Origin of the sequence: Salinicola sp. JS01, assembly GCF_030284585.1 — a bacterium.
Lineage (GTDB): Bacteria > Pseudomonadota > Gammaproteobacteria > Pseudomonadales > Halomonadaceae > Salinicola.
The window spans coordinates 510,666-530,163 of the sequence record NZ_CP127244.1 but is presented as its reverse complement, the minus strand read 5'-3'; the positions used below and the strand labels follow the sequence as shown (position 1 = coordinate 530,163).

Annotated in this window: 15 protein-coding genes and 3 tRNA genes; 11 read left to right on the top strand and 7 right to left on the bottom strand. The window is 67.4% G+C overall.

What is annotated here, in order from left to right; genetic code table 11:
- The first annotated feature begins 4 nt into the window (after positions 1 to 4).
- From QO259_RS02600 to QO259_RS02555, 10 genes are all read left to right on the top strand, one after another.
- A tRNA-Leu gene (locus QO259_RS02600) sits at positions 5 to 91 on the top strand.
- Between the two features lie 49 nt (positions 92 to 140).
- Positions 141 to 227, top strand: a tRNA-Leu gene (locus QO259_RS02595).
- A gap of 29 nt (positions 228 to 256) precedes the next feature.
- Positions 257 to 343, top strand: a tRNA-Leu gene (locus tag QO259_RS02590).
- Between the two features lie 899 nt (positions 344 to 1,242).
- Positions 1,243 to 1,701 (top strand): MarR family winged helix-turn-helix transcriptional regulator, encoded by a 459-nt coding sequence (locus QO259_RS02585; protein WP_207031591.1) that lies wholly within the window; start codon positions 1,243 to 1,245, stop codon positions 1,699 to 1,701.
- A gap of 53 nt (positions 1,702 to 1,754) precedes the next feature.
- The gene (locus QO259_RS02580; RefSeq protein ID WP_285951681.1) at positions 1,755 to 2,705 is read left to right on the top strand and encodes a SphA family protein; all 951 of its coding nucleotides are present in this window, start codon (positions 1,755 to 1,757) and stop codon (positions 2,703 to 2,705) included.
- Positions 2,706 to 2,738: 33 nt separating this feature from the next.
- A complete protein-coding gene (locus QO259_RS02575) occupies positions 2,739 to 3,503 on the top strand; it encodes a coniferyl-alcohol dehydrogenase (RefSeq protein WP_207031594.1) in 765 nt (254 codons plus the stop codon).
- A 25-nt stretch (positions 3,504 to 3,528) separates the two neighbouring features.
- Entirely contained in the window at positions 3,529 to 4,998 is a 1,470-nt protein-coding gene (locus QO259_RS02570; protein WP_285951680.1) for a benzaldehyde dehydrogenase, read from the top strand.
- Between the two features lie 125 nt (positions 4,999 to 5,123).
- Complete coding sequence (locus QO259_RS02565) at positions 5,124 to 5,966, top strand: p-hydroxycinnamoyl CoA hydratase/lyase (protein ID WP_285951679.1); 843 nt, start codon at positions 5,124 to 5,126, stop codon at positions 5,964 to 5,966.
- Between the two features lie 24 nt (positions 5,967 to 5,990).
- Positions 5,991 to 8,174, top strand: a complete 2,184-nt coding sequence (locus tag QO259_RS02560) for an acetate--CoA ligase family protein (protein ID WP_285951678.1) — start codon at positions 5,991 to 5,993, stop codon at positions 8,172 to 8,174.
- A gap of 16 nt (positions 8,175 to 8,190) precedes the next feature.
- On the top strand, positions 8,191 to 9,153 hold the full coding sequence (locus QO259_RS02555) for an alpha/beta hydrolase (RefSeq protein ID WP_285951677.1): 963 nt from the start codon (positions 8,191 to 8,193) through the stop codon (positions 9,151 to 9,153).
- Between the two features lie 114 nt (positions 9,154 to 9,267).
- Here the strand turns inward: QO259_RS02555 and QO259_RS02550 are convergent, their stop codons facing one another.
- Complete coding sequence (locus tag QO259_RS02550) at positions 9,268 to 10,011, bottom strand: DNA/RNA non-specific endonuclease (RefSeq protein ID WP_285951676.1); 744 nt, start codon at positions 10,009 to 10,011, stop codon at positions 9,268 to 9,270.
- A 118-nt stretch (positions 10,012 to 10,129) separates the two neighbouring features.
- A complete protein-coding gene (locus QO259_RS02545; protein ID WP_035474285.1) occupies positions 10,130 to 10,405 on the bottom strand; it encodes an Lrp/AsnC family transcriptional regulator in 276 nt (91 codons plus the stop codon).
- A 218-nt stretch (positions 10,406 to 10,623) separates the two neighbouring features.
- Between QO259_RS02545 and QO259_RS02540 the strand changes: the two genes are divergently transcribed.
- Complete coding sequence (locus tag QO259_RS02540) at positions 10,624 to 10,920, top strand: high-potential iron-sulfur protein (RefSeq protein WP_285951675.1); 297 nt, start codon at positions 10,624 to 10,626, stop codon at positions 10,918 to 10,920.
- 46 nt (positions 10,921 to 10,966) lie between these two features.
- Here the strand turns inward: QO259_RS02540 and QO259_RS02535 are convergent, their stop codons facing one another.
- From QO259_RS02535 to QO259_RS02515, 5 genes are all read right to left on the bottom strand, one after another.
- Positions 10,967 to 12,523 carry a SpoVR family protein gene (locus tag QO259_RS02535; protein ID WP_207031608.1) on the bottom strand — a complete coding sequence of 519 codons (1,557 nt, stop codon included), beginning with the start codon at positions 12,521 to 12,523 and terminating at the stop codon, positions 10,967 to 10,969.
- A gap of 28 nt (positions 12,524 to 12,551) precedes the next feature.
- Positions 12,552 to 13,835: a YeaH/YhbH family protein gene (locus QO259_RS02530; RefSeq protein WP_035474282.1), complete on the bottom strand. Its 1,284-nt coding sequence runs from the start codon at positions 13,833 to 13,835 to the stop codon at positions 12,552 to 12,554.
- Positions 13,836 to 13,949: 114 nt separating this feature from the next.
- Positions 13,950 to 15,872: a PrkA family serine protein kinase gene (locus QO259_RS02525; protein WP_035474281.1), complete on the bottom strand. Its 1,923-nt coding sequence runs from the start codon at positions 15,870 to 15,872 to the stop codon at positions 13,950 to 13,952.
- 327 nt (positions 15,873 to 16,199) lie between these two features.
- Positions 16,200 to 17,255, bottom strand: a complete 1,056-nt coding sequence (locus QO259_RS02520; RefSeq protein ID WP_285951674.1) for a threonine aldolase family protein — start codon at positions 17,253 to 17,255, stop codon at positions 16,200 to 16,202.
- A gap of 206 nt (positions 17,256 to 17,461) precedes the next feature.
- Positions 17,462 to 19,474: an NADPH-dependent 2,4-dienoyl-CoA reductase gene (locus tag QO259_RS02515; RefSeq protein ID WP_285951673.1), complete on the bottom strand. Its 2,013-nt coding sequence runs from the start codon at positions 19,472 to 19,474 to the stop codon at positions 17,462 to 17,464.
- Positions 19,475 to 19,498 lie beyond the last annotated feature (24 nt).

Here is a 19,498-nt window from a genome sequence, read left to right as displayed (position 1 = left end):
CTTGGCCCAGATGGCGGAATTGGTAGACGCGCTAGCTTCAGGTGCTAGTGTCCTTACGGACGTGGAGGTTCAAGTCCTCTTCTGGGCACCATCGAGGTCGTCGACATGACGATCATCGAGGTAGACAGGGCCAGGATCGAGCCCGGATGGCGGAATTGGTAGACGCGCTAGCTTCAGGTGCTAGTGTCCTTACGGACGTGGAGGTTCAAGTCCTCTTCCGGGCACCAATCTCGATCCCGCGCAGCAAGCATGACAAGCCCAGGTGGCGGAATTGGTAGACGCGCTAGCTTCAGGTGCTAGTGTCCTTACGGACGTGGAGGTTCAAGTCCTCTCCTGGGCACCACGCTGTCATGCTCCATACGATGTGCGGTTCCTGCCGGACACCCCCTGTCCGCGCTGCAATTTCCTCTATATTGCCCCGCAAATCCTGTACCGAGAACTGTCTGAATCAGGCTTGGTTTGTCTGAATCAGGCTTGGTATAGGCGTTTCTGCATGTCGTCGTAGGCTCTTGCAGGCTGCCTAGTTGTCTTCTTGGGCACTGGTATTGGCTCATGGCCTGCCCGCCCGCTTCGTCTATCCGTTCTGTTCGTTTACCCCCCTCCCTTCGCTACCCGCGCTCGGCTGACTGCGCTCTGTTTTGCCGCGTCTCCCCGGATCGCGCGCTTCGGGGCGCTTGTATTCCCTTACGCGACCGGGTCCAGCAAAGCCCGAGGTCGCGCTTCGCCACCCTCTCGCTCGGCCCACACCTCACTCATCCATCTCACGCATCTGCCGGCGCATCTACGCCAGCGATCCCACCGCCCTTGCGCCCCCACCTTCTAGTTATTAGACGTAATGATTATAGATCATAACTATTTTCTTGCGGATACTCGCCTCGCAAGTCGCTGCTGCGCTGGCGGGAGATGATCGCGGCGGCGAATACGACCGGACCACGCCACAACCGGCCTAGACCCACCATCCGCGCCCTTGCCGGAGAACGACCATGAACAAAACAACAAGTCAAAAAACAACGAAGCCAAGAACCATCAGTCAAAAAACAGTCAGTCAAAAAACAGTCAATCAAAAAGCGACGAGGCAAAAAACTGCCGCGCTGCGCTCCCATCGATCCATCAGCCGCTATCATGGGGAGAACGCTTCGGCCCCCGTGGCGTGTCGCGCTCCGCTCCCGCGCTCCGGGCGGGGCGCACGGCCTGGGGCCGGTACTGTACTGCTCTCTCTATGCCAGGCCCGATCCCGCGCGCATGACTTCCGACGCCCCAGCTTCTCCAGACACACTCGACCAGTCGCGCCTGACGCGCCTGCTCGGGTTTCGCATCACCCGCGCCGAGCTGCGCATACGCCGCCTGTTCCTGGAGTGCATGGCGCGCTTCGAACTCAAGCCGGTGGACTATTCATTGCTGGTCCTGGTGGACGCCAACCCGGGGGTCAATCAGCGCCAGCTGGCCGAAGCGCTGGACGTCTCGCCGCCCAATCTGGCCATCGTGGTGGCGCGACTGATGAAGCGCGAGTTGCTGCGCCAGGTTCGCGGCAAGCAGGATCGGCGCATGCAGCACCTGCACCTGACGACCACGGGCAAGCAGCTGCTCGACGAGACCGAGCTCGCAGTGCAAGAGATGGAGACGCGGGTGCTGGACAGGATCGGCCCGACACAAGGGGACGCGCTGCTGGCAGCGCTGGCGCGGCTCGATCATCTGGACTGAGCCGCGTCGCCCGGTCGCTGCTGGGTCTGGCGCTGAGCCTCACCGCGGGTCTGGTGCTCGTTCCGCAGGCACTCATCCCGCAGGCCGAGGCCCAGTCGATGCCGCAGACGGTGCAGCTACGCGCCGGCATGAACACTGGCGGCACCAGCTTCATGGACGGCTTCGGCCGCCTCGGCCAGGGCTGGACCTATATTCAATACGCGCGCCTGTCCCACCTCGATGCGATCAAGGATGCCAACGGCGACGACTCACCCGCTTTTCGTGACCCGAAGATCGACTCCACCGCACTGATCACCCAGTTCGCCTACACCTCGCCCTACCGTCTGTGGGGCGGCTGGCTCGGCTTCAACACCTTGGTGCCGCTGGTCAATCTGCATGCTTCCTTCGCCGACGACAGCCCTGCCACCCTGCGCGACAACGGCTTCGGGCTGGGCGATATCACCTTCGGCCCCTATCTGCAGATGGCACCGATCATCCGTCAGGGGCGACCGGTCTTTTCACAGCGTTTCGAATTCGACGTGATCGCGCCGGTGGGAAAGTTCGATCGTGACCGCGCGCTCAACCCCGGCGATGGCTACTGGTCGATTCTTCCCAACTGGGCGATAACCGTGCTGCCCACCCCGGCGTGGGAGATCAGCGCTCGCTTCAACTATCTGTATAACTTCGAGACCGACCGCGCCGGGGCTCCGCCGGCCATCCCCGGCTTCGAGTTCGACAACGGCCAAGCCGGGGATGCCGCCTGGGTCAACCTCGCCAGCTCCTACGCCGTCAACGACAAGCTGCGCTTGGGCATCAACGGTTTCTATCTGCGCCAGCTGAGCGACAACCGCACCAACGGTGAGCGCGTGGCCGATTCACGCCAGACCTTGCTCTATCTGGGGCCGGGCGGCGCCTACCGCTTCGATGCCGACAACCTGCTCAACGTCAATCTCTACTTTCCGCTCAAGGTCGAGAACGCCGCCGCCGGCAACAGCCTCAACCTGCAGTTCGTCCACAGTTTCTAAGACGCGATCACGCCATCGCGCAGGAGTCGAGACATGCAACTCTACGGCAAGACACTGCTGGTTACCGGCGTCGCCTCGGGTATCGGCAATGAAGTCGCCCGACTGGCGCGCTTTCACGGCGCCCGGGTCATCGGCGTCGACCGCCATCCGGTCGACATGACACTGGACGCCTTTCACCAGGCCGATCTGAGCGATCCGCAGGCGATCGACGCACTCGTCGCGGCACTGCCCGCACGCCTCGACGGCCTGGCCAATATCGCCGGGGTACCCGGCACCGCCGACCCGGCGCTGGTGGCTCGGGTCAACTATCTGGGTCTGCGCCACCTGAGCCAGGCGCTGCTGCCGCGGCTCAGCGGCGGCAGCGTGGTCAACGTCGCCTCGATCCTCGGCGCCGCCTGGGCCGAGCGCCTGGAGTCTCACCGCGCCCTCGCCGACACCCCCGACTTTGCCGCCGGTGAACAGTGGCTGGCAGCGCATCCGGTGCCCGCCGAAAGCTGCTATCAGTACTTCAAGGAGGCGCTGATCGTGTGGAGCGCACGCGCCTCGCGGCCCTGGTTCGCGAGCCACGACGTGCGCGTCAACTGCGTCGCCCCCGGCCCGGTGTTCACCCCCATCCTCGACGACTTCGTCACCATGCTCGGGCCCGAGCGCGTCGCTGCGGATGCCGAAAAGATGAAGCGCCCGGCGTTCGCCGACGAAGTGGCCGAGGGGATCGTGTTCCTGCTCTCCGACGCCGCGCGCTGGATCAACGGCGCCAATCTACCCATCGACGGCGGCCTGGCAGCCACCGCCCTGTGATCCCTCAAACTCCTGGAGAGACCCCATGAGCGATACCCCGACCCGATTTCCCGACCCCGCGCGCTGGCACGCCAAGCTGTTCGACGGTGACTGGATCGAAACCGACGCCACCCTCGAGGTGATCGAGCCCGGCTCCGGCGCACCGCTACATACCGTGGGCAAGGCCGATGCCGATGCCGTCACCCGGGCCGTCACCCGGGCCAAGGAGGCGCAGCGCGCCTGGGCCGAAACTCCACCCCGCGAACGCGCCGCGGTGTTCCATCGCGCCGCCGCGCTGCTCGAAGCACAGGCGCCCGCCATAGCGAGCCTGATCGCCCGCGAGACGGGGGCGATTCTGCCCAAGGGCGAGCACGAGGTGCGCGAGGCGATCGTGCTGTTGCAGCGTGCCGCCGCCATGCCGCTGCAGGCCACCGGCCAGGTGCTACCGAGCGAACCCGGGCGCATGAGCCTGGCCCGACGCCGGCCACTCGGCGTGGTCGGCGTGATCTCGCCATTCAACTTCCCGCTGGTGCTGTCGCTGCGCTCGGTGGCCCCGGCACTCGCCGTGGGCAACGCGGTGGTGGTCAAGCCCGACCCGCGCACGCCTTACGCCGGCGGCTTCGTGATCGCCGAGGTCCTCAGCGCCGCCGGCCTGCCCAAAGGGCTCTTGCACGTGCTGCCGGGGGATGCCGAGGCCGGCCAGGCGCTGGTCGAGGCGCCGGGCGTGCCGATGATCGCCTTCACCGGTTCCACCGCCGCCGGGCGCCGTATCGGCGAGCTGGCGGGGCGCCATCTCAAGAAGGTATCGCTGGAGCTGGGCGGCAAGAACTCGCTGATCGTGCTCGATGATGCCGACCTCGACCAGGCGGTGTCGGCGATCGCCTTCGGCGCCTACTTCCACCAGGGCCAGATCTGCATGGCCACCGGCCGCGTGCTGGTCCAGCGCCGCCTGGCCGCAGAGCTGACCCAGCGTCTGGCAGAGAAAGCGCGCCAGCTGCCGGTGGGCGACCCAGCCAGGGAACAGGTAGCGCTGGGGCCGATCATCGATCAGCGCCAGCTCGACCACGTCAAGGCGATCGTCGATGACAGCGTCGCCGCCGGCGCGGTGCTCGAAGCCGGCGGCACCCACCAGGGGCTGTTCTACGCCGCCACCGTGCTCTCCAACGTAAGCCCGGGCATGCGCGCCTTCGACGAGGAGATCTTCGGCCCGGTGGCCAACGTGATCGTGTTCGACGACGACGACGAGGCGGCGGCGCTGGCCAATGCCACCGACTACGGCCTCTCCGCAGGGATTCTCTCGGCCTCGGTGGGTCGCGCCATGGCACTGGGCGACAAGCTCCATACCGGGCTTTTGCACATCAACGACCAGACCGTCGCCGACGAGGTGGTCAATCCCTTCGGCGGCACCGGCAGCTCGGGCAACGGCACCAGCGTCGGCGGCCCTGCCGACTGGGAGCAGTACACCCACTGGCAGTGGGTCACGCTCAAGCAAACGCCACCGAGCTACCCGTTCTGAACGCGGCCCGCAGCGCCGAAGCGGCGCCGCGGGCCGGGTCTCATCCGTCATCCCGTTTCCGCTGCCCCCGTCGCGCCCTGTTGGCGCCACGCCGCAGCCCACCGCCCCACTCAAGAGGTTTTGTCATGTCAACGTCACATAGCGAAGAAGAGACCGTCACCTACACCATCGAGTCCGGCGTCGCTTGGGTGAAGTTCAACCGCCCGGAAAAACGCAACGCCATGAGTCCGGCCCTCAACCGCCGCATGCTGGAAGTGCTCGATGCCCTCGAGTTCCATCCCGAAGTCGGCGTGCTGGTGCTCAGTGGCGAAGGCAGCGCCTGGACCGCCGGCATGGACCTGCAGCAGTACTTCCGCGATACCGAAGCCCACGGCCTCGCCGGCACCCGCCAGGCCCAGCGCGAGAGCTACGGCTGGTGGCGCCGCCTGCGCTGGTACGAGAAGCCGACCATCGCCATGGTCAACGGCTGGTGCTTCGGCGGCGGCTACGGCCCGCTGTTCGCCTGCGATCTGGCGTTCGCCGCCGAGGAGGCCAAGTTCGGCCTCTCCGAGATCAACTGGGGCATCCTGCCGGGCGGCGGCGCCTCCAAGGTGGCGGTGGAGCTGCTCTCGTTCCGCCGTGCGATGTACCACGCCATGACCGGCGAGCCGATCGACGGCGCCACCGCCGCCGAGTGGGGGCTGGTCAACGAGGCACACCCTCTGGCGCAACTGCAGACGCGGGTCGCCGCGGTCGCCGCAATGCTGCTGGAAAAGAACCCGATCGCCCTCAAGGCGACCAAGGATGCCCTGCGCCGGGTCCGCGAGATGACCTACGACAACGCCGAGGACTATTTGGTGCGCGCCCAGGAGGCCGCCAACAGCCGCGACGACAGCGGCCGCCACGAAGGGCTGCGCCAGTTCCTCGACGAGAAACGCTACAAGCCCGGCCTGGGCGCCTACGACCGCGCGCACTCCCGCGACGCCTGAGGTCTACCCAGAGGAGGCAGCATCATGTCGGACTCATCGCAGCAGGCGTCGAGACGCCTGCCCGAGGGCGCGGTAAGGCGCCTGCTGACACCGCGGTCGATCGCCATCGTCGGCGCCTCAGCCACCCCGGGGGCGCTCGGCGCCTCAGTGCTCGGCAACCTGACCCGCAACGGCTATGCCGGCGAGATTCACCTGATCAACCCCAGGCGCGCGGAGATCGCCGGCCGCCCGTGCCTGGAGCGCATCGCCGCGCTACCCGAAGGGGTCGATGTGGCGCTGCTGGCGATCCCCCAGGCCAGCGTGGTGGACGCGGTGCGCGAACTCGCCGCGCGCCGGGTCGGCGCGGTGGTGATCTTCTCCGCCGGCTTCGCCGAGGCCGGCGAGGCGGGTCTGGCCCAGCAGCGCGAGATCGAACGTATCGCCGCCGACGCCGGCATGCTGGTGCAGGGCCCCAACTGTCTGGGTGGCATCGACTACCGCCAGCGCCTGCCGCTGACCTTCATCGAAGTGGCGATCAGCGAGGACGAGGCCGAGCGCCACCGCAGCCAGCCGGCGATCGGCATTCTCTCCCAGAGCGGCGCCATGATGACGGTGCTCAACACCACTCTGGCAAGCCGTGGGCTGGCGCTCTCCTGCGCCATCTCCACCGGCAACGAGGCGGCCAGCCACCTGGAGGATTATCTCGACTACCTGCTCGACGATCCGGGTACGGCGGTGATCGCGATGATCGCCGAGCAGTTCCGCCAGCCCCGGCGCCTGCTGGCTCTGGCGCAGCGCGCCGAAGCCCGAGGCAAGCGCCTGATTCTGCTGCACCCGGGCAGAAGCAGCGCGGCCCGTGCCGCCGCCGCCACCCACACCGGCGCCCTGGCCGGCGACCATGCGGTAATGCGCACTCTGGTCGAGCGCGCCGGGGTGGTGCTGGCCGAAACCCTGGAAGAGCTCGGCGATATCGCCGAGATCGCTCTGCGCTGCCCGACCCTGCCCGCGGCCGGCACCGCCATCGTCGGGGAGTCCGGCGCCTTCAAGGCGCTCTGCCTCGATCTTTGCGAAGCGCTCGAACTGCCCCTGCCGACGATCGGCAGCGCCGACTCGCCGGCTCTGCGCGAGGCGCTGCCGCCGTTCGTCGAGGTGAGCAACCCCCTCGATCTCACTGCCCAGGGTCTGGTCGACCCGCAGCTCTACCAGCGCACGCTGGAGGCACTGTTCGCGGACTCCCGTTTCGGCACGGTCCTGGTCGGCCTGATCCAGACCGACCCGGTCACCTGCCGGATCAAGCTGCCACCGGTGCTGCAGGCGGTACGCGAACAGCAACCGCAGTTACCCGTCATCTGCGCCGGCCTCGACGAGGGTGCCGAGATTCCCGCGGACTATGTCAGCGAGCTGCGCGCGCTGGGCGTGCCCTACTTCCCCAGCCACGAGCGCGCGCTGCGCGCCATCGCCCGCCTGCGCCCGCTGGCCACCCGCGACAGCGAGCGTGTGCCGCCGGCAGCCCACGGCCTGGCGCTGCCCACGCAGGGCGGCGTGATCCCCGAGTACCGCGCCAAGCAGCTGCTGGCGCCACTCGGCGTGCCCTTCGGCGCGGGAGCGCTGGCGACCTCGCTGGACGAGGCCCAGCGTATCGCCGCCGACCTGGGCGGCGCGGTCGCGCTCAAGGCCCAGGCGGCGGCGCTGAGCCACAAGAGCGACGTCGGCGGAGTCATCCTGGGTATCGAGGGCGAGACGGCGCTGGCCCGGGCCTGGGAACAGCTGCATCGGGATCTGGCGCGCCTGGCCCCGGACACCCCGCTGGATGGCGTACTGGTCGAGAGTATGGGCACCGCCGGCCGCGAGATGATCGTCGGCGCCCGCCAAGACCCTCAGTGGGGGCCGGTGGTGCTGGTCGGTTTCGGCGGCGTCAGCGCCGAGGTGCTGCGCGACGTGCGCCTGCTGCCGGCGGATCTGACGCCATCGGCGGTACGCCGCGAGCTGGACAAGCTCAAGGGCGCGGCGCTGCTCCGCGGCCACCGCGGCAGGCCGGCCTGCGACGTGGCGGCCCTGGCCGAGCTGGTGGCCGCGCTGGGCGCACTGATGCAGGCCGAGCCGCGGCTGGTCGAGATCGACCTCAACCCGGTCATGGTCTACCCGGAGGGCGAGGGTGTGCTCGCCCTGGACGCCCTGATGCTGATCGCCCGACCAGCGGCCACACCGGTGGCCGCCCCTTACCCCTGACAAACAGGAGAGCGCCATGTCGGAACCGTTCGATCTTTCCCGTCTCGACCCCGAGGTCCAGACGGTCCTGGGCAAGATGGCGGCGCAGTCGCTGCCGCCGCTGGAGACCCTGCCGATAGCCCAGATGCGCGAGGTCTACCGTCTGCTGCTGGATCGCCTCGGCGGCGAGGCACCGCCCATGCACGAGGTCACCGATCTCGCCGCCGAGGGGCCGCTGGGGCCGATTCCGCTGCGCCTCTACCGCCCGCGCCCAGCGGACGCATCAGCGGCAGCCGCGACGATCTATCTGCATGGCGGCGGCTGGATCATTGGTGACCTCGATAGCCACGACAAGATCTGCCGGCGCCTCGCCCACGCCTCCGGCGAGGCGCTGATCGCGGTGGACTACCGCCTGGCCCCGGAGCATCCGGCGCCGGACGGGCCCGAGGACGTGCTCGCCGCGATTCGCTGGATCGCCGCCAATGCCAAATCGCTGGGTCTGGACCCCGCGCGCCTGGCGGTGGCCGGCGACAGCGCCGGCGGCGGCCTCGCCGCCATGGCCTGCCAGCAGCTGCGAGAGAGCAGCGTGGCACTGCGCGCCCAGGTGCTGTTCTATCCTGGGCTCGATCTCACCCCCGAGTCCGACGCCCTGCCGTCACGGCAGCGCAACGGTCAGGTACCGCCACTCACCACAGAGCTGATGCGCGCCATGGCCGAGCCCTTCATCGGCGACTTCGACACCCGCGACCTGCGCGTCTCGCCGCTGCTGGCAAGCGATCTGCTGGCGCTGCCGCCAGCGCTGATCGTGACCGCCGAGTTCGACGCCCTGCTCGACGAGGGGCGGATCTACCGTGACAAGCTACAGGCAGCGGGCGTGGCGGTGAGCTATGTGGAGGTGCCGCGCATGATCCACGGCTTCATCGAGATGGCCGGTGCCGTCTCCGCCGCCGTCAGCGTCCTCGATCAGGCCGCAGCATTTTTGCGCCAGCGGCTGGCGTGAACCGAGAGAGCGACATCACGCGCCAGCGACGGAGCCGACCGGGTCGGTTGGCAATGCTGGTTCAGCTTGGCAACGCTGGCTCAGCTGCGAGGAATGAGCAGCGAATCGCCCCGCTCACTGATAGCGGCCAGGGCGTCGGGAGATCGCCGCGAGGCCCCAGCCGGCGGTATCGACATGCCCTTCGAGGCGTTGCTGGACCTGCTTGCTGAGCAGCGGAAAGAAGTCGAGCCCGGTGCGCGCCTCGATCTCGTCGATGGTCACCAGGAAGCGGTCCAGCGGCTCCTTGCCGCTGACCGTCTGCGGCATCAGGAAGGCGATGGCCCGGGGTTTGGTTCCCGGCACCACGATGATCTTGTAGAACGCCTGCGGCACCTGCGAAAAACCGACCCGATGCAGCCACTGGTCGTCGTAGACCGGCCCGGTCAACACCCAGACGCTACCGAAGCGCGGCACGAAGTCGTCCATCACCGCCTCTTCCAGGCGCTGCCACAGCTGGCGATTGAGATGCGGCCGCTGCGGCGTGACGTTGGTCATCAGGAAGCTGTCGAGCTGGGCGCTGCGCCCATGGGCCGCCGCCATGGCGTAGTTGGGCGCCATATGGCCGCGGTCATAGCCGCTGCCGGTGTAATCGCTGCTGGTGATCGGCCACAGGCTGCGCCAGTCGGGCGAGAAGTGGTCGGGCCGCGGCAGGCTGTGGGGGTTGTCCACCCGGGTCAGCGCATAGCCTACCCACAGCGGCCCGGCACGCAGATCCGACCAGCCGAGCAGGAAGCCGTCGTTGCGCAGCACCCGGTTCCAGCTGCGCCAGTCGCTCCACTGCCACTCGGGCACGCCCATCCAGCTGAGCTGATCGCGCACCCCGCTTTCGTGGTAGTACCAGAGCCCGCCGACGACAACGACGAAAACGATGGATATCTTGGACGTGCGCCAGAGCCGCGTCAGCGCTCCGGCGGGTCGACGGCGCCCCACCCCGCGCTCAGAGGCCGACCGAGAACATGGCGTCGAGATCGTGGCGCGAATGCACCTGCATGGCGTTGAGGGTTTCGGTGTCGCGGATGCCCTCGACGCTCATCAGACGCTCGGTGACCAGGGTCGCGAGGGACTCGAAGTCCGGCGTGCGCGCGATGGCGATGAGATCGTAGCGGCCGCAGGTCGAGTAGACTTCGCTGATCCCCTCGAGATCGGCGAGACGTTCGGCGACACCGCGAATCCGGCCCTTTTCGACGTTGATCAGAATGACCGCGTTCTGCATCTCTCTCTCCCACCGGCGGGTGGCCCCGGGCGGGACCACGACAATCAAGAATGAAGGCTCGGACGCGAGTATATCAGCTCTCACCCGGCGGCTGCGCTTGAACGCCGCCAGCGCGGGCCGCCATACTCGAGTCCTGACTCAAGCCCTGGCTGCCGCGTCGCGGTGGCAAGCCGCGCCGCCCGTCTCCAGCGCCTACATTTACGTCGAGGAGCCTTAGCATGTCCATCGATCGCCGCCGTTTTCTGTGCCGTGGCGCCGCGCTCTCCGCCGGCCTGCTGCTGGTGCCCGGCTGGCGCGCCTGGGCGCAGTCAGCCCCGCTGCTCGACCCATCCGCCAGGCAGGCGCGGGCAGTGCGCTACGTCGAGCAGGCCAGCGCTGCCCAGGATGACCCCGCCTACCGCGCCGGGCGGCATTGCGCCAACTGCGACTTCTTCAGCGCCGGCCAGCGCTGCGCGCTGTTTCCCGAGCACCGCGTCTCGCCCGATGGCTGGTGTATGAGCTGGACCTCGGAATAACCCCAAGCGCTTATTTCCAAGCTCTCTGATGATGGCGCCAGGGGCTTCACGCCGACTCGCGCCCGGTCTCGGGGATCGGCCACTGGTAGCGGCGCACCGTATCGCCGTTCTCGATCGACTCCAGTTTGACCGGAAAGCCCCATAGCTGATGCAGATGGCGCAGCACCGGGAACAGGCTCTGCCCCAGCGGCCGGCGCCGGTCCTGCACGTGGCGCAGGGTCAGCGAGCGGTCACCGCGAATATCCGCCTCCCACACCTGGATGTTGGGCTCCCGCGCCGAGAGCGCGTACTGCACGCTGAGCGCTTCGCGAATCCGGCGATAGCCGCGATCGTCGTGGATCGCCTCGATCTGCAGGCTGTCGTCGCGGTCGTCGTCGACCAGGCTGAACAGCTTGAGATCGCGGATCACCTTGGGCGACAGGAACTGCTGGATGAACGACTCGTCCTTGAAGTTGTGCATGGCGAAGTGCAGCGTGTCGAGCCAATCGCTGCCGGCGATCTCGGGGAACCACTCGCGATCCTCGTCGGTCGGCGCCTGACAGATGCGCTGGATGTCGCTGAACATGGCGAAGCCCAGGGCGTAGGGGTTGATCCCGCCGAAATAGGGGCTGTCGTAGTCCGGCTGGCTGACCACCGAGGTGTGCGACTGCAAGAACTCGAGCATCAGCCCCTCGTCGATCAGGCCGTCGTCGTAGAGCCGGTTCATCAGCGTGTAGTGCCAGAAGGTGGCCCAGCCCTCATTCATCACCTGGGTCTGGCGCTGGGGATAGAAGTACTGGGCGAGCTTGCGCACGATGCGCACGATCTCGCGCTGCCACGGTTCGAGCAGCGGCGCATTCTTTTCCAGGAAGTAGAGCAGGTTCTCCTGCGGCTCGCTGGGGTAGCGGCCATGGCGATGCAGGCCGAGCGGATCGTTCTCGCTGTCCGGCAAGAGGTGGTCGGCGAGCGGCGCGGCGCGCTCCGGAATGGTGCTCCACAGGGTGTTGACCTGGGTCTGCAGGTAAGCCTCGCGCTCCTCCTGACGCCGCGCCTCGGCCTCGGCGGAGATCGGCGACGGGCGCTTGTAGCGGTCGACCCCGTAGTTCTGCAGCGCGTGGCAGGCGTCGAGCAGCTGCTCCACCGCCTCGACCCCGTGGCGCTCCTCGCACTGGGCCACGTATTTGCGCGCGAACACCAGATAGTCGACGATCGCCGAGGCATCGGTCCAGGTCTGGAACAGGTAGTTGCCCTTGAAGAAGGAGTTGTGGCCGTAGCAGGCGTGGGCGATCACCAGCACCTGCATCATCAGCGAATTCTCCTCCATCAGGTAGGCGATGCAGGGGTCGGAGTTGATCACCAGCTCGTAGGCCAGCCCCATCTGACCGCGCCGATAGGCCTGCTCCACCGACAGGAACTGCTTGCCGAACGACCAGTGGTGATAGCCCACCGGCATGCCCACGCTGGCGTAGGCGTCCATCATCTGCTCGGAGGTGATGATCTCGATCTGATTGGGGTAGGTGTCGAGGCGGTACTCCCGCGCCAGCTCGGCGATCGCCTGCTCGTAGCGCTCGAGGGTCTCGAAGTTCCAGTCCGAACCGGTGGCAATGGGCTTGCGTCGCGTCATCGATGTCTCCTCGGTGGCCATACCGACCTCAGCTTTCGGCACGCTGACGGAAGAGCTCGCGGAAGACCGGATAGATGTCCTCCGCCTGCACGATCTGCTCCATCGCGAAGCGCTCGGGATAGGCTGTCTTGATCGTGGCGTAGGCGTCCCACAGCGCCTGATGGGCGTGGGGGGTGATCTCGACGTAGGTGAAGTACTGCAGCTTGGCCATCAGCGACTCGTCGAGCAGCTTGAGGCAGGTCGAGGAGTCGTCGTCCCAGTTGTCGCCGTCGCTGGCCTGGGCGACATAGAGGTTCCACTGCTCCGGCGAGTAGCGCGCCTCGATGATGCGATCGACCAGGGTCAGGGCGCTGGAGACGATGGTGCCGCCGGTCTCGCGCGAGTAGAAGAACTCCTCCTCGTCGACCTCCTTGGCCACGGTATGGTGGCGCACGAAGACCAGCTCGACCTTCTCGTAGTTGCGCTCGAGGAACAGATAGAGCAGCAGGAAGAAACGCTTGCCGATGTCCTTGTGCGCCTGGGTCATCGAGCCTGAGACGTCCATCACGCAGAACATCACCGCCTGATTGGAGGGCATCGGCTGGCGGGTGAGGTGGTTGTAGCGCAGATCATAGGTATCGAGAAACGGTATCGAGGCGATGCGCTTCTCGAGCCGCTCGATCTCCGACTTGAGCTCATCGATCCGGGCCGGATTGCGCAGCACCGGGTCCTGACGCTCCTCCGCCGCCAGCGCCTCCTGGGCCTCGCGCAGGGCGCGTTTCAGCGGTGCGCGCATGCCGATGCGCCGGGCCTGGGCCTCGCGCATCGAGCGCACGATGTTGATTCGCGCCGGCACCCCCTCCCGCGAGATACCCGCGCGCACCGGGCGCGTCTCCTCGAGCACGCGTAGCTGCTTGCGCTCGAGATGCGGCAGTGCCAGACCGTCGAAGACGAAGTCGAGAAACTCCTCCCGCGACAGGGTGAACACGAACTCGTCGACCCCCTCGCCCTGGTTCGAGGCCTGCCCCTCGCCGCTGCCGCCACCGCCAGCACCGCCGCTCGGTCGACGCAGGCGATCGCCCTCGGCGAACTGCTTGTTGCCGGGGCTGACGATGGTGCGCCGGCCGCCGGGGCCGTGCTGGAACGAGGGCTCGGAAATGTCGCGGGAGGGGATCGAGACCTTCTCGCCACGCTCCATGTCGGTGATCGAACGCCGATTGACCGACTCCTCCACCGCGCGCTTGATGTGCGCGCGGTAGCGCTTGAGAAACCGCTGGCGGTTGACCGCGCTCTTGTTGCGCGCATTGGGCCGCCGGTCGATGAAATAGCTCATGGCACCTCCCGCAGACTGGCTGCGGCGGCGGCCCGCGGTGGCCGACCGCCGCCCGTAAGGCGCGCGGCGACCCGCCCCGCGCGCCCGCTGACCTCGGCGTCTGCCGCGGTCGACCTACTGCGACTTGCGCACGCGCAGATACCACTCGGAGAGCAGCCGCACCTGCTTCTCGGTATAGCCACGCGTGACCATGCGGTCGACGAAATCCTCGTGCTTGCGCTGGTCGGAGGCCGAGGCCTTGGCGTTGAACGAGATCACCGGCAAGAGCTCCTCGGTGTTGGCGAACATCTTGTGCTCGATCACCCCCTTGAGCTTCTCGTAGGACTGCCAGTTGGGGTTCATGCCGTTGTTGTGGGCCCGCGCCCGCAGCACGAAGTTGACCACCTCGTGGCGGAAATCCTTGGGATTGGAGATCCCCGCCGGCTTCTCGATCTTCTCCAGGTCCTCGTTGAGCGCCTGACGATCGAACAGCTCGCCGGTTTCCGGATCGCGGTACTCCTGATCCTGGATCCAGAAGTCGGCGTAGGTGACGTAGCGGTCGAAGATGTTCTGGCCGTACTCGGTGTAGGACTCCAGATAGGCGGTCTGGATCTCCTTGCCGATGAAGTCGACGTAGCGCGGCGCCAGGTACTCCTTGATGAAGCGCAGATAGCGCTCGTGGGTCTCCTTGGGCAGCTGCTCGCGCTCCAGCGCCTGCTCCAGCACGTAGAGCAGGTGCACCGGGTTGGCGGCGATCTCCTGGGTGTCGAAGTTGAACACCTTGGACAGGATCTTGAAGGCGAAGCGGGTGGAGAGCCCGGTCATGCCCTCGTCGACCCCGGCGGCGTCGCGGTACTCCTGGATCGACTTGGCCTTGGGGTCGGTGTCCTTGAGATTCTCGCCGTCGTAGATGCGCATCTTGGAGTAGATGCTCGAGTTCTCCGGCTCCTTGAGCCTAGAGAGCACCGAGAACTGCGCCAGCATGCGCAGGGTGTCGGGGGCGCAGGGCGCGGCGTCGAGCGAGGAGTGCTCGAGCAGCTTCTGGTAGATCTTGATCTCTTCGGAGACCCGCAGGCAGTAAGGCACCTTGACGATATAGACGCGGTCGAGAAACGCCTCGTTGTTGCGGTTGTTGCGGAACTGCTGCCACTCGCTCTCGTTGGAGTGGGCCATGATGATGCCATCGAAGGGAATCGCCCCCATGCCCTCGGTGGGGTTGTAGTTGCCCTCCTGGGTAGCGGTCAGCAGCGGGTGCAGCACCTTGATCGGCGCCTTGAACATCTCGACGAACTCCATCAGCCCCTGGTTGGCCCGGCACAGACCGCCGGAGAAGCTGTAGGCGTCGGGGTCGTCCTGGGAGTAGAGCTCGAGCTGACGGATATCGACCTTGCCCACCAGCGAGGAGATGTCCTGGTTGTTCTCGTCGCCGGGCTCGGTCTTGGACAGCGCGATCTGATTGAGCCGCGACGGGTAGAGCTTGACCACGCGGAACTTCGACAGGTCGCCGCCGAACTCCTTGAGCCGCTTGGCCGCCCACGGCGACATCGGCCCGTGCAGGTGGCGCGTGGGGATACCGTACTCCTGGGAGAGCAGCTCGCCGTCCTCCTCCGGCGAGAACAGCCCCAGGGGCGATTCGTAGACCGGCGAGTCCTTGATCGCGTAGAACGGCACGCGCTCCATCAAAAGCTTCAGGCGCTCGGCCAGCGACGACTTGCCGCCGCCCACCGGGCCCAGCAGGTAGAGGATCTGCTTGCGCTCCTCGAGCCCCTGGGCGGCATGGCGGAAGTAGGCGACGATCTGCTCGATCGCCTCTTCCATGCCGTAGAACTCGGCGAAGGCGGGATAGCGGCGGATCACCTTGTTGGAGAAGATCCGCGACAGGCGGGGGTCCTTGGCCGTATCGATGGTCTGCGGTTCACCGATGGCGGCGAGCAGGCGTTCGGCGGCGCTGGCGTAGACACTGGGCTCCTTTCGACACAGTTCGAGATACTCCTCAAGGCTCATCTCTTCCTTCTGAACCCGCTCGTAACGGCTCTGGACGTGATCGAAGATACTCATGGAAGCCTCCTGGTCGTGACCCCCAACCGCTCAGGGCACTCACCCTGCCAGCCGGGCTAGCTGACTATCAGCATAGACAGATGCACGGAGCGCCGGGTAGACCCAATGGTCGAGTCACAGCGACGCAGCGTCGACAAGCTCGCTTTAGAACACGCTACCACGATCAGGGTTCGATGCACGGCAATTTGCGCGGAAAAAATGAAGACCCCGACCAAAGTCGGGGCAAGCACTTGAAAGCGCTGAGAAATCACGCACCTGGCGCGATCGGATGGGGCTTCTGACGGCCCGGAGAGCGCCTGCGGCGATAGCGGGAGGCCCCGCGGCGGGTCAGCGCGCGGCGTGATCCAGCGCCGCGCGGGCGTCGGCGAGCAGATCGTCGAGCAGCTCGGTGGTGGTGTTCCACGAGCAGACGAAGCGCGCCCCGCCGGCACCGATGAAGGTGTAGAAGGTCCAGCCCCTGGCCCGCAACGCCTCGATCACCGGCGCCGGCAGGCTGACGAAGACGCTGTTGGCCTGGGTCGGGAACATCGGCCGCACGCCGGGCAGCGCCGCCAGCCCCTCGGCGAGGTAGCGCGCCATGGCGTTGGCGTGATCGGCATTGCGCCGCCAGGCGCCGGTTTCCAGCAGGCCCAGCCAGGGGGCGGCGATGAAGCGCATCTTGGAGGCGAGCTGGCCGGCCTGCTTGCAGCGATAGGCGAAATCCTCGGCCAGGCCCTTGTTGAAGAACAGGATCGCCTCGCCCAGCGGCAGCCCGTTCTTGGTGCCGGAGAAACACAGCACGTCCACCCCGACCTGCCAGGTGAGCTCCGCCGGCGTGGCGTCCAGGGCACTGCAGGCGTTGGCGAAGCGCGCGCCGTCCATATGCACGCGCAGATCGTACTTGTCGGCCATGGTGCGGATCGCCAGCAGCTCCTCGCGCGAATAGACGGTGCCCACCTCGGTGGCCTGGGTGATCGAGACCACCCGCGGCTTGGGGTAGTGGATATCGCTGCGGCGCACCACCAGGCGCTCGATCCCCTCGGGGGTGAGCTTGCCCTCTTCGCCCGGGCAGGTGAGCAGCTTGGAGCCGTTGGAGAAGAACTCCGGGCCGCCGCACTCGTCGGTCTCGATGTGCGCCAGCTCGTGGCAGATCACGCTGTGATAGCTCTGGCCGAGGGCGGCCAGGGTCAGCGAGTTGGCGGCGGTGCCGTTGAATACGAAGAAGACGTCGCAGTCGTAGTCGAACAGCTCGCGAAAGCGGTCGGCGGCGCGGTGGGTCCAGACGTCGTTGCCGTAGGCGAGGTCGTCACTGGCGTTGGCCTGGATCAGGTAGTCGAGGGCTTCCGGGCAGATACCGGAAGTGTTGTCGCTCGCCAGAAAGCGAGGAGTACAGTCAGAGGTCATTGGGCGGGTCCTTGTACGATCCCTCCCCCGCGAGCCAGGCTCGTGCGGAGGCCAGGCATGAGCGCCTGAATCACGCGAAGCGCAAGCCGCGGCGACAGGATCGCCATCGTCGCGGCTTGCGCTTCCTCAACCTCAGCAGTCTAACACCTGTCGGCGACGGCGGAAGCCGCCCGCCACGAGCGGCACGCGCTCGTCGGCCGACGCGCTCAGAGCTGCGCCGCCAGCCGCGTGCCCTGATCGATCGCCCGCTTGGCATCGATCTCGGCGGCGACGTCGGCCCCACCGATCCGGTGGGTGCCGATACCGGCACGGGTGAGATCGTCGAGCAGCGCAAGCTCCGACTCCTGCCCGGCGCACACCACCACGCTATCGACCTCCAGCAGCCGTGGCTCGCCCGCCACGCGCAGGTGCAGGCCTTCGTCGTCGATGCGCACGTAGTCGCACTCGGCCCAGCTCTCCACCCCGCGCGCCTTGAGCGCCGCCCGGTGCACCCAGCCGGTCGTCGCGCCCAGCCCCGCCCCCGGCTTACCGGCCTTGCGCTGCAGCAGCGTGATCTGGCGCGGGGCCGGCGGCGTCTGCCGCGGCTTGAGCCCGCCCGGCGCGCTCACCTCGAGATCCACCCCCCACTCGTCGCACCATGCGTCCCGATCCAGCGCCGGCTGCCCCACGTGGGAGAGCAGCTCGGCGACATCGAAGCCGATCCCGCCGGCGCCGATGATCGCCACCCGCCGCCCGACCCGCTCCGGATGCAGGATCGCCAGCGGATAGGGCACCACGCTGGGGTGGTCGGCGCCCTCCAGCGCCAGCTCCCGCGGTTTGACCCCGGTGGCCAGGACTACCTCGTCGAAGGCCAGCAACTGCTGGGCATCGACCTGCTGGTCAAGGCGCAGATCGACGCCCCAGCGCACCAGCTGGCGCTCGAAGTAGCGCAGCGTCTCGGCGAACTCCTCCTTGCCGGGAATACGCCGCGCGTAGCGGAACTGGCCGCCGATCTCCGGCTCGCGCTCGAACAGGGTGACCCGGTGGCCACGCTCGGCGCAGGCGATCGCCGTGGCCAGCCCCGCCGGCCCGGCGCCGACCACGGCGATCTGCTTAGGCGCGGCGGTCGGCTCGAGCACCAGCTCGGTCTCGTGACAGGCGCGCGGATTGACCAGACAGCTGGTCAGCTTGCCCTGGAAAGTGTGATCGAGGCAGGCCTGGTTGCAGGCGATGCAGGTGTTGATCTCGTCGTCACGCCCCTCGGCGGCCTTCTCGACCCAGCCCGGATCGGCCAGGAACGGACGCGCCAGCGAGACCAGATCGGCGTGCCCCTCGGCCAGCACACGCTCGGCCACCGCCGGCATGTTGATGCGGTTGGTGGCCAGGGTGGGAATGTCGACGGCGGCGCGCACCGCCTGCGAGACACCGACGAACGCCGCCCGCGGCACGCTGGTGACGATGGTCGGTACCCGCGCCTCGTGCCAGCCGATACCGCAGTCCAGCGCATCCACCCCGGCCGCCTCCAGCGCCGTGGCCAGGGCCACGATCTCGGCCTGGGTACTGCCCTCCTCGACCAGATCGATCATCGACAGGCGGAAGATCAGCACGAAGTCCGCCCCGCAGCGGCGGCGAATGCCGCGCACGATCTCCAGCGCGAAGCGCTGACGCCGCGTCGCGTCGCCGCCCCAGGCGTCATCGCGCTGATTGCTGCGCGCGCACAGGAACTGGTTGATCAGATAGCCTTCCGAGCCCATCACCTCGACGCCGTCGTAGCCGGCGCGCTGGGCCAGCTCGGCGCAGCGCACGAAATCGGCGATCTGCTGATGCACCTCGGCATCGCTCAGCGCGTGGGGGGTGAAGCGATTGATCGGCGCGGCGATGGCGGAAGGCGCAACCAGCGCCGGCGAGTAGGCGTAGCGCCCGGCATGCAGGATCTGCAGACAGATCGGCGTCTCTTCGGCGTGTACCGCTGCCACCACCTGGCGGTGCGCCTCGCACTCAGCCTCCTCGCTCAGCTTGGCGGCATGGGCGAAGACCGCGCCTTCGGCATTGGGCGCGATGCCCCCGGTCACGATCAGCCCGACCCCGCGGCGCGCCCGCTCGGCGTAGAAGGCCGCCAGGCGTTCGAAGCCGCCGGGCGCCTCCTCGAGATTGGTATGCATCGAGCCCATCACGACCCGATTGCGCAGGGTCAGCGAGCCCACGCGCAGCGGGCGAAAGAGATTCGGATAAGCGGTCACGGTCGGCTCCACGCAGCGGTATGC

Excerpts from the sequence above, each read along its gene's own strand:
- QO259_RS02585 (WP_207031591.1), top strand. The coding sequence starts at position 1,243 with ATGACTTCCGACGCCCCAGCTTCTCCAGACACACTCGACCAGTCGCGC.
- QO259_RS02575 (WP_207031594.1), top strand. The coding sequence starts at position 2,739 with ATGCAACTCTACGGCAAGACACTGCTGGTTACCGGCGTCGCCTCGGGT.
- QO259_RS02570 (WP_285951680.1), top strand. The coding sequence starts at position 3,529 with ATGAGCGATACCCCGACCCGATTTCCCGACCCCGCGCGCTGGCACGCC.
- QO259_RS02565 (WP_285951679.1), top strand. The coding sequence starts at position 5,124 with ATGTCAACGTCACATAGCGAAGAAGAGACCGTCACCTACACCATCGAG.
- QO259_RS02560 (WP_285951678.1), top strand. The coding sequence starts at position 5,991 with ATGTCGGACTCATCGCAGCAGGCGTCGAGACGCCTGCCCGAGGGCGCG.
- QO259_RS02555 (WP_285951677.1), top strand. The coding sequence starts at position 8,191 with ATGTCGGAACCGTTCGATCTTTCCCGTCTCGACCCCGAGGTCCAGACG.
- QO259_RS02545 (WP_035474285.1), bottom strand. The coding sequence starts at position 10,405 with ATGCAGAACGCGGTCATTCTGATCAACGTCGAAAAGGGCCGGATTCGC.
- QO259_RS02540 (WP_285951675.1), top strand. The coding sequence starts at position 10,624 with ATGTCCATCGATCGCCGCCGTTTTCTGTGCCGTGGCGCCGCGCTCTCC.
- QO259_RS02535 (WP_207031608.1), bottom strand. The coding sequence starts at position 12,523 with ATGACGCGACGCAAGCCCATTGCCACCGGTTCGGACTGGAACTTCGAG.
- QO259_RS02530 (WP_035474282.1), bottom strand. The coding sequence starts at position 13,835 with ATGAGCTATTTCATCGACCGGCGGCCCAATGCGCGCAACAAGAGCGCG.
- QO259_RS02525 (WP_035474281.1), bottom strand. The coding sequence starts at position 15,872 with ATGAGTATCTTCGATCACGTCCAGAGCCGTTACGAGCGGGTTCAGAAG.
- QO259_RS02520 (WP_285951674.1), bottom strand. The coding sequence starts at position 17,255 with ATGACCTCTGACTGTACTCCTCGCTTTCTGGCGAGCGACAACACTTCC.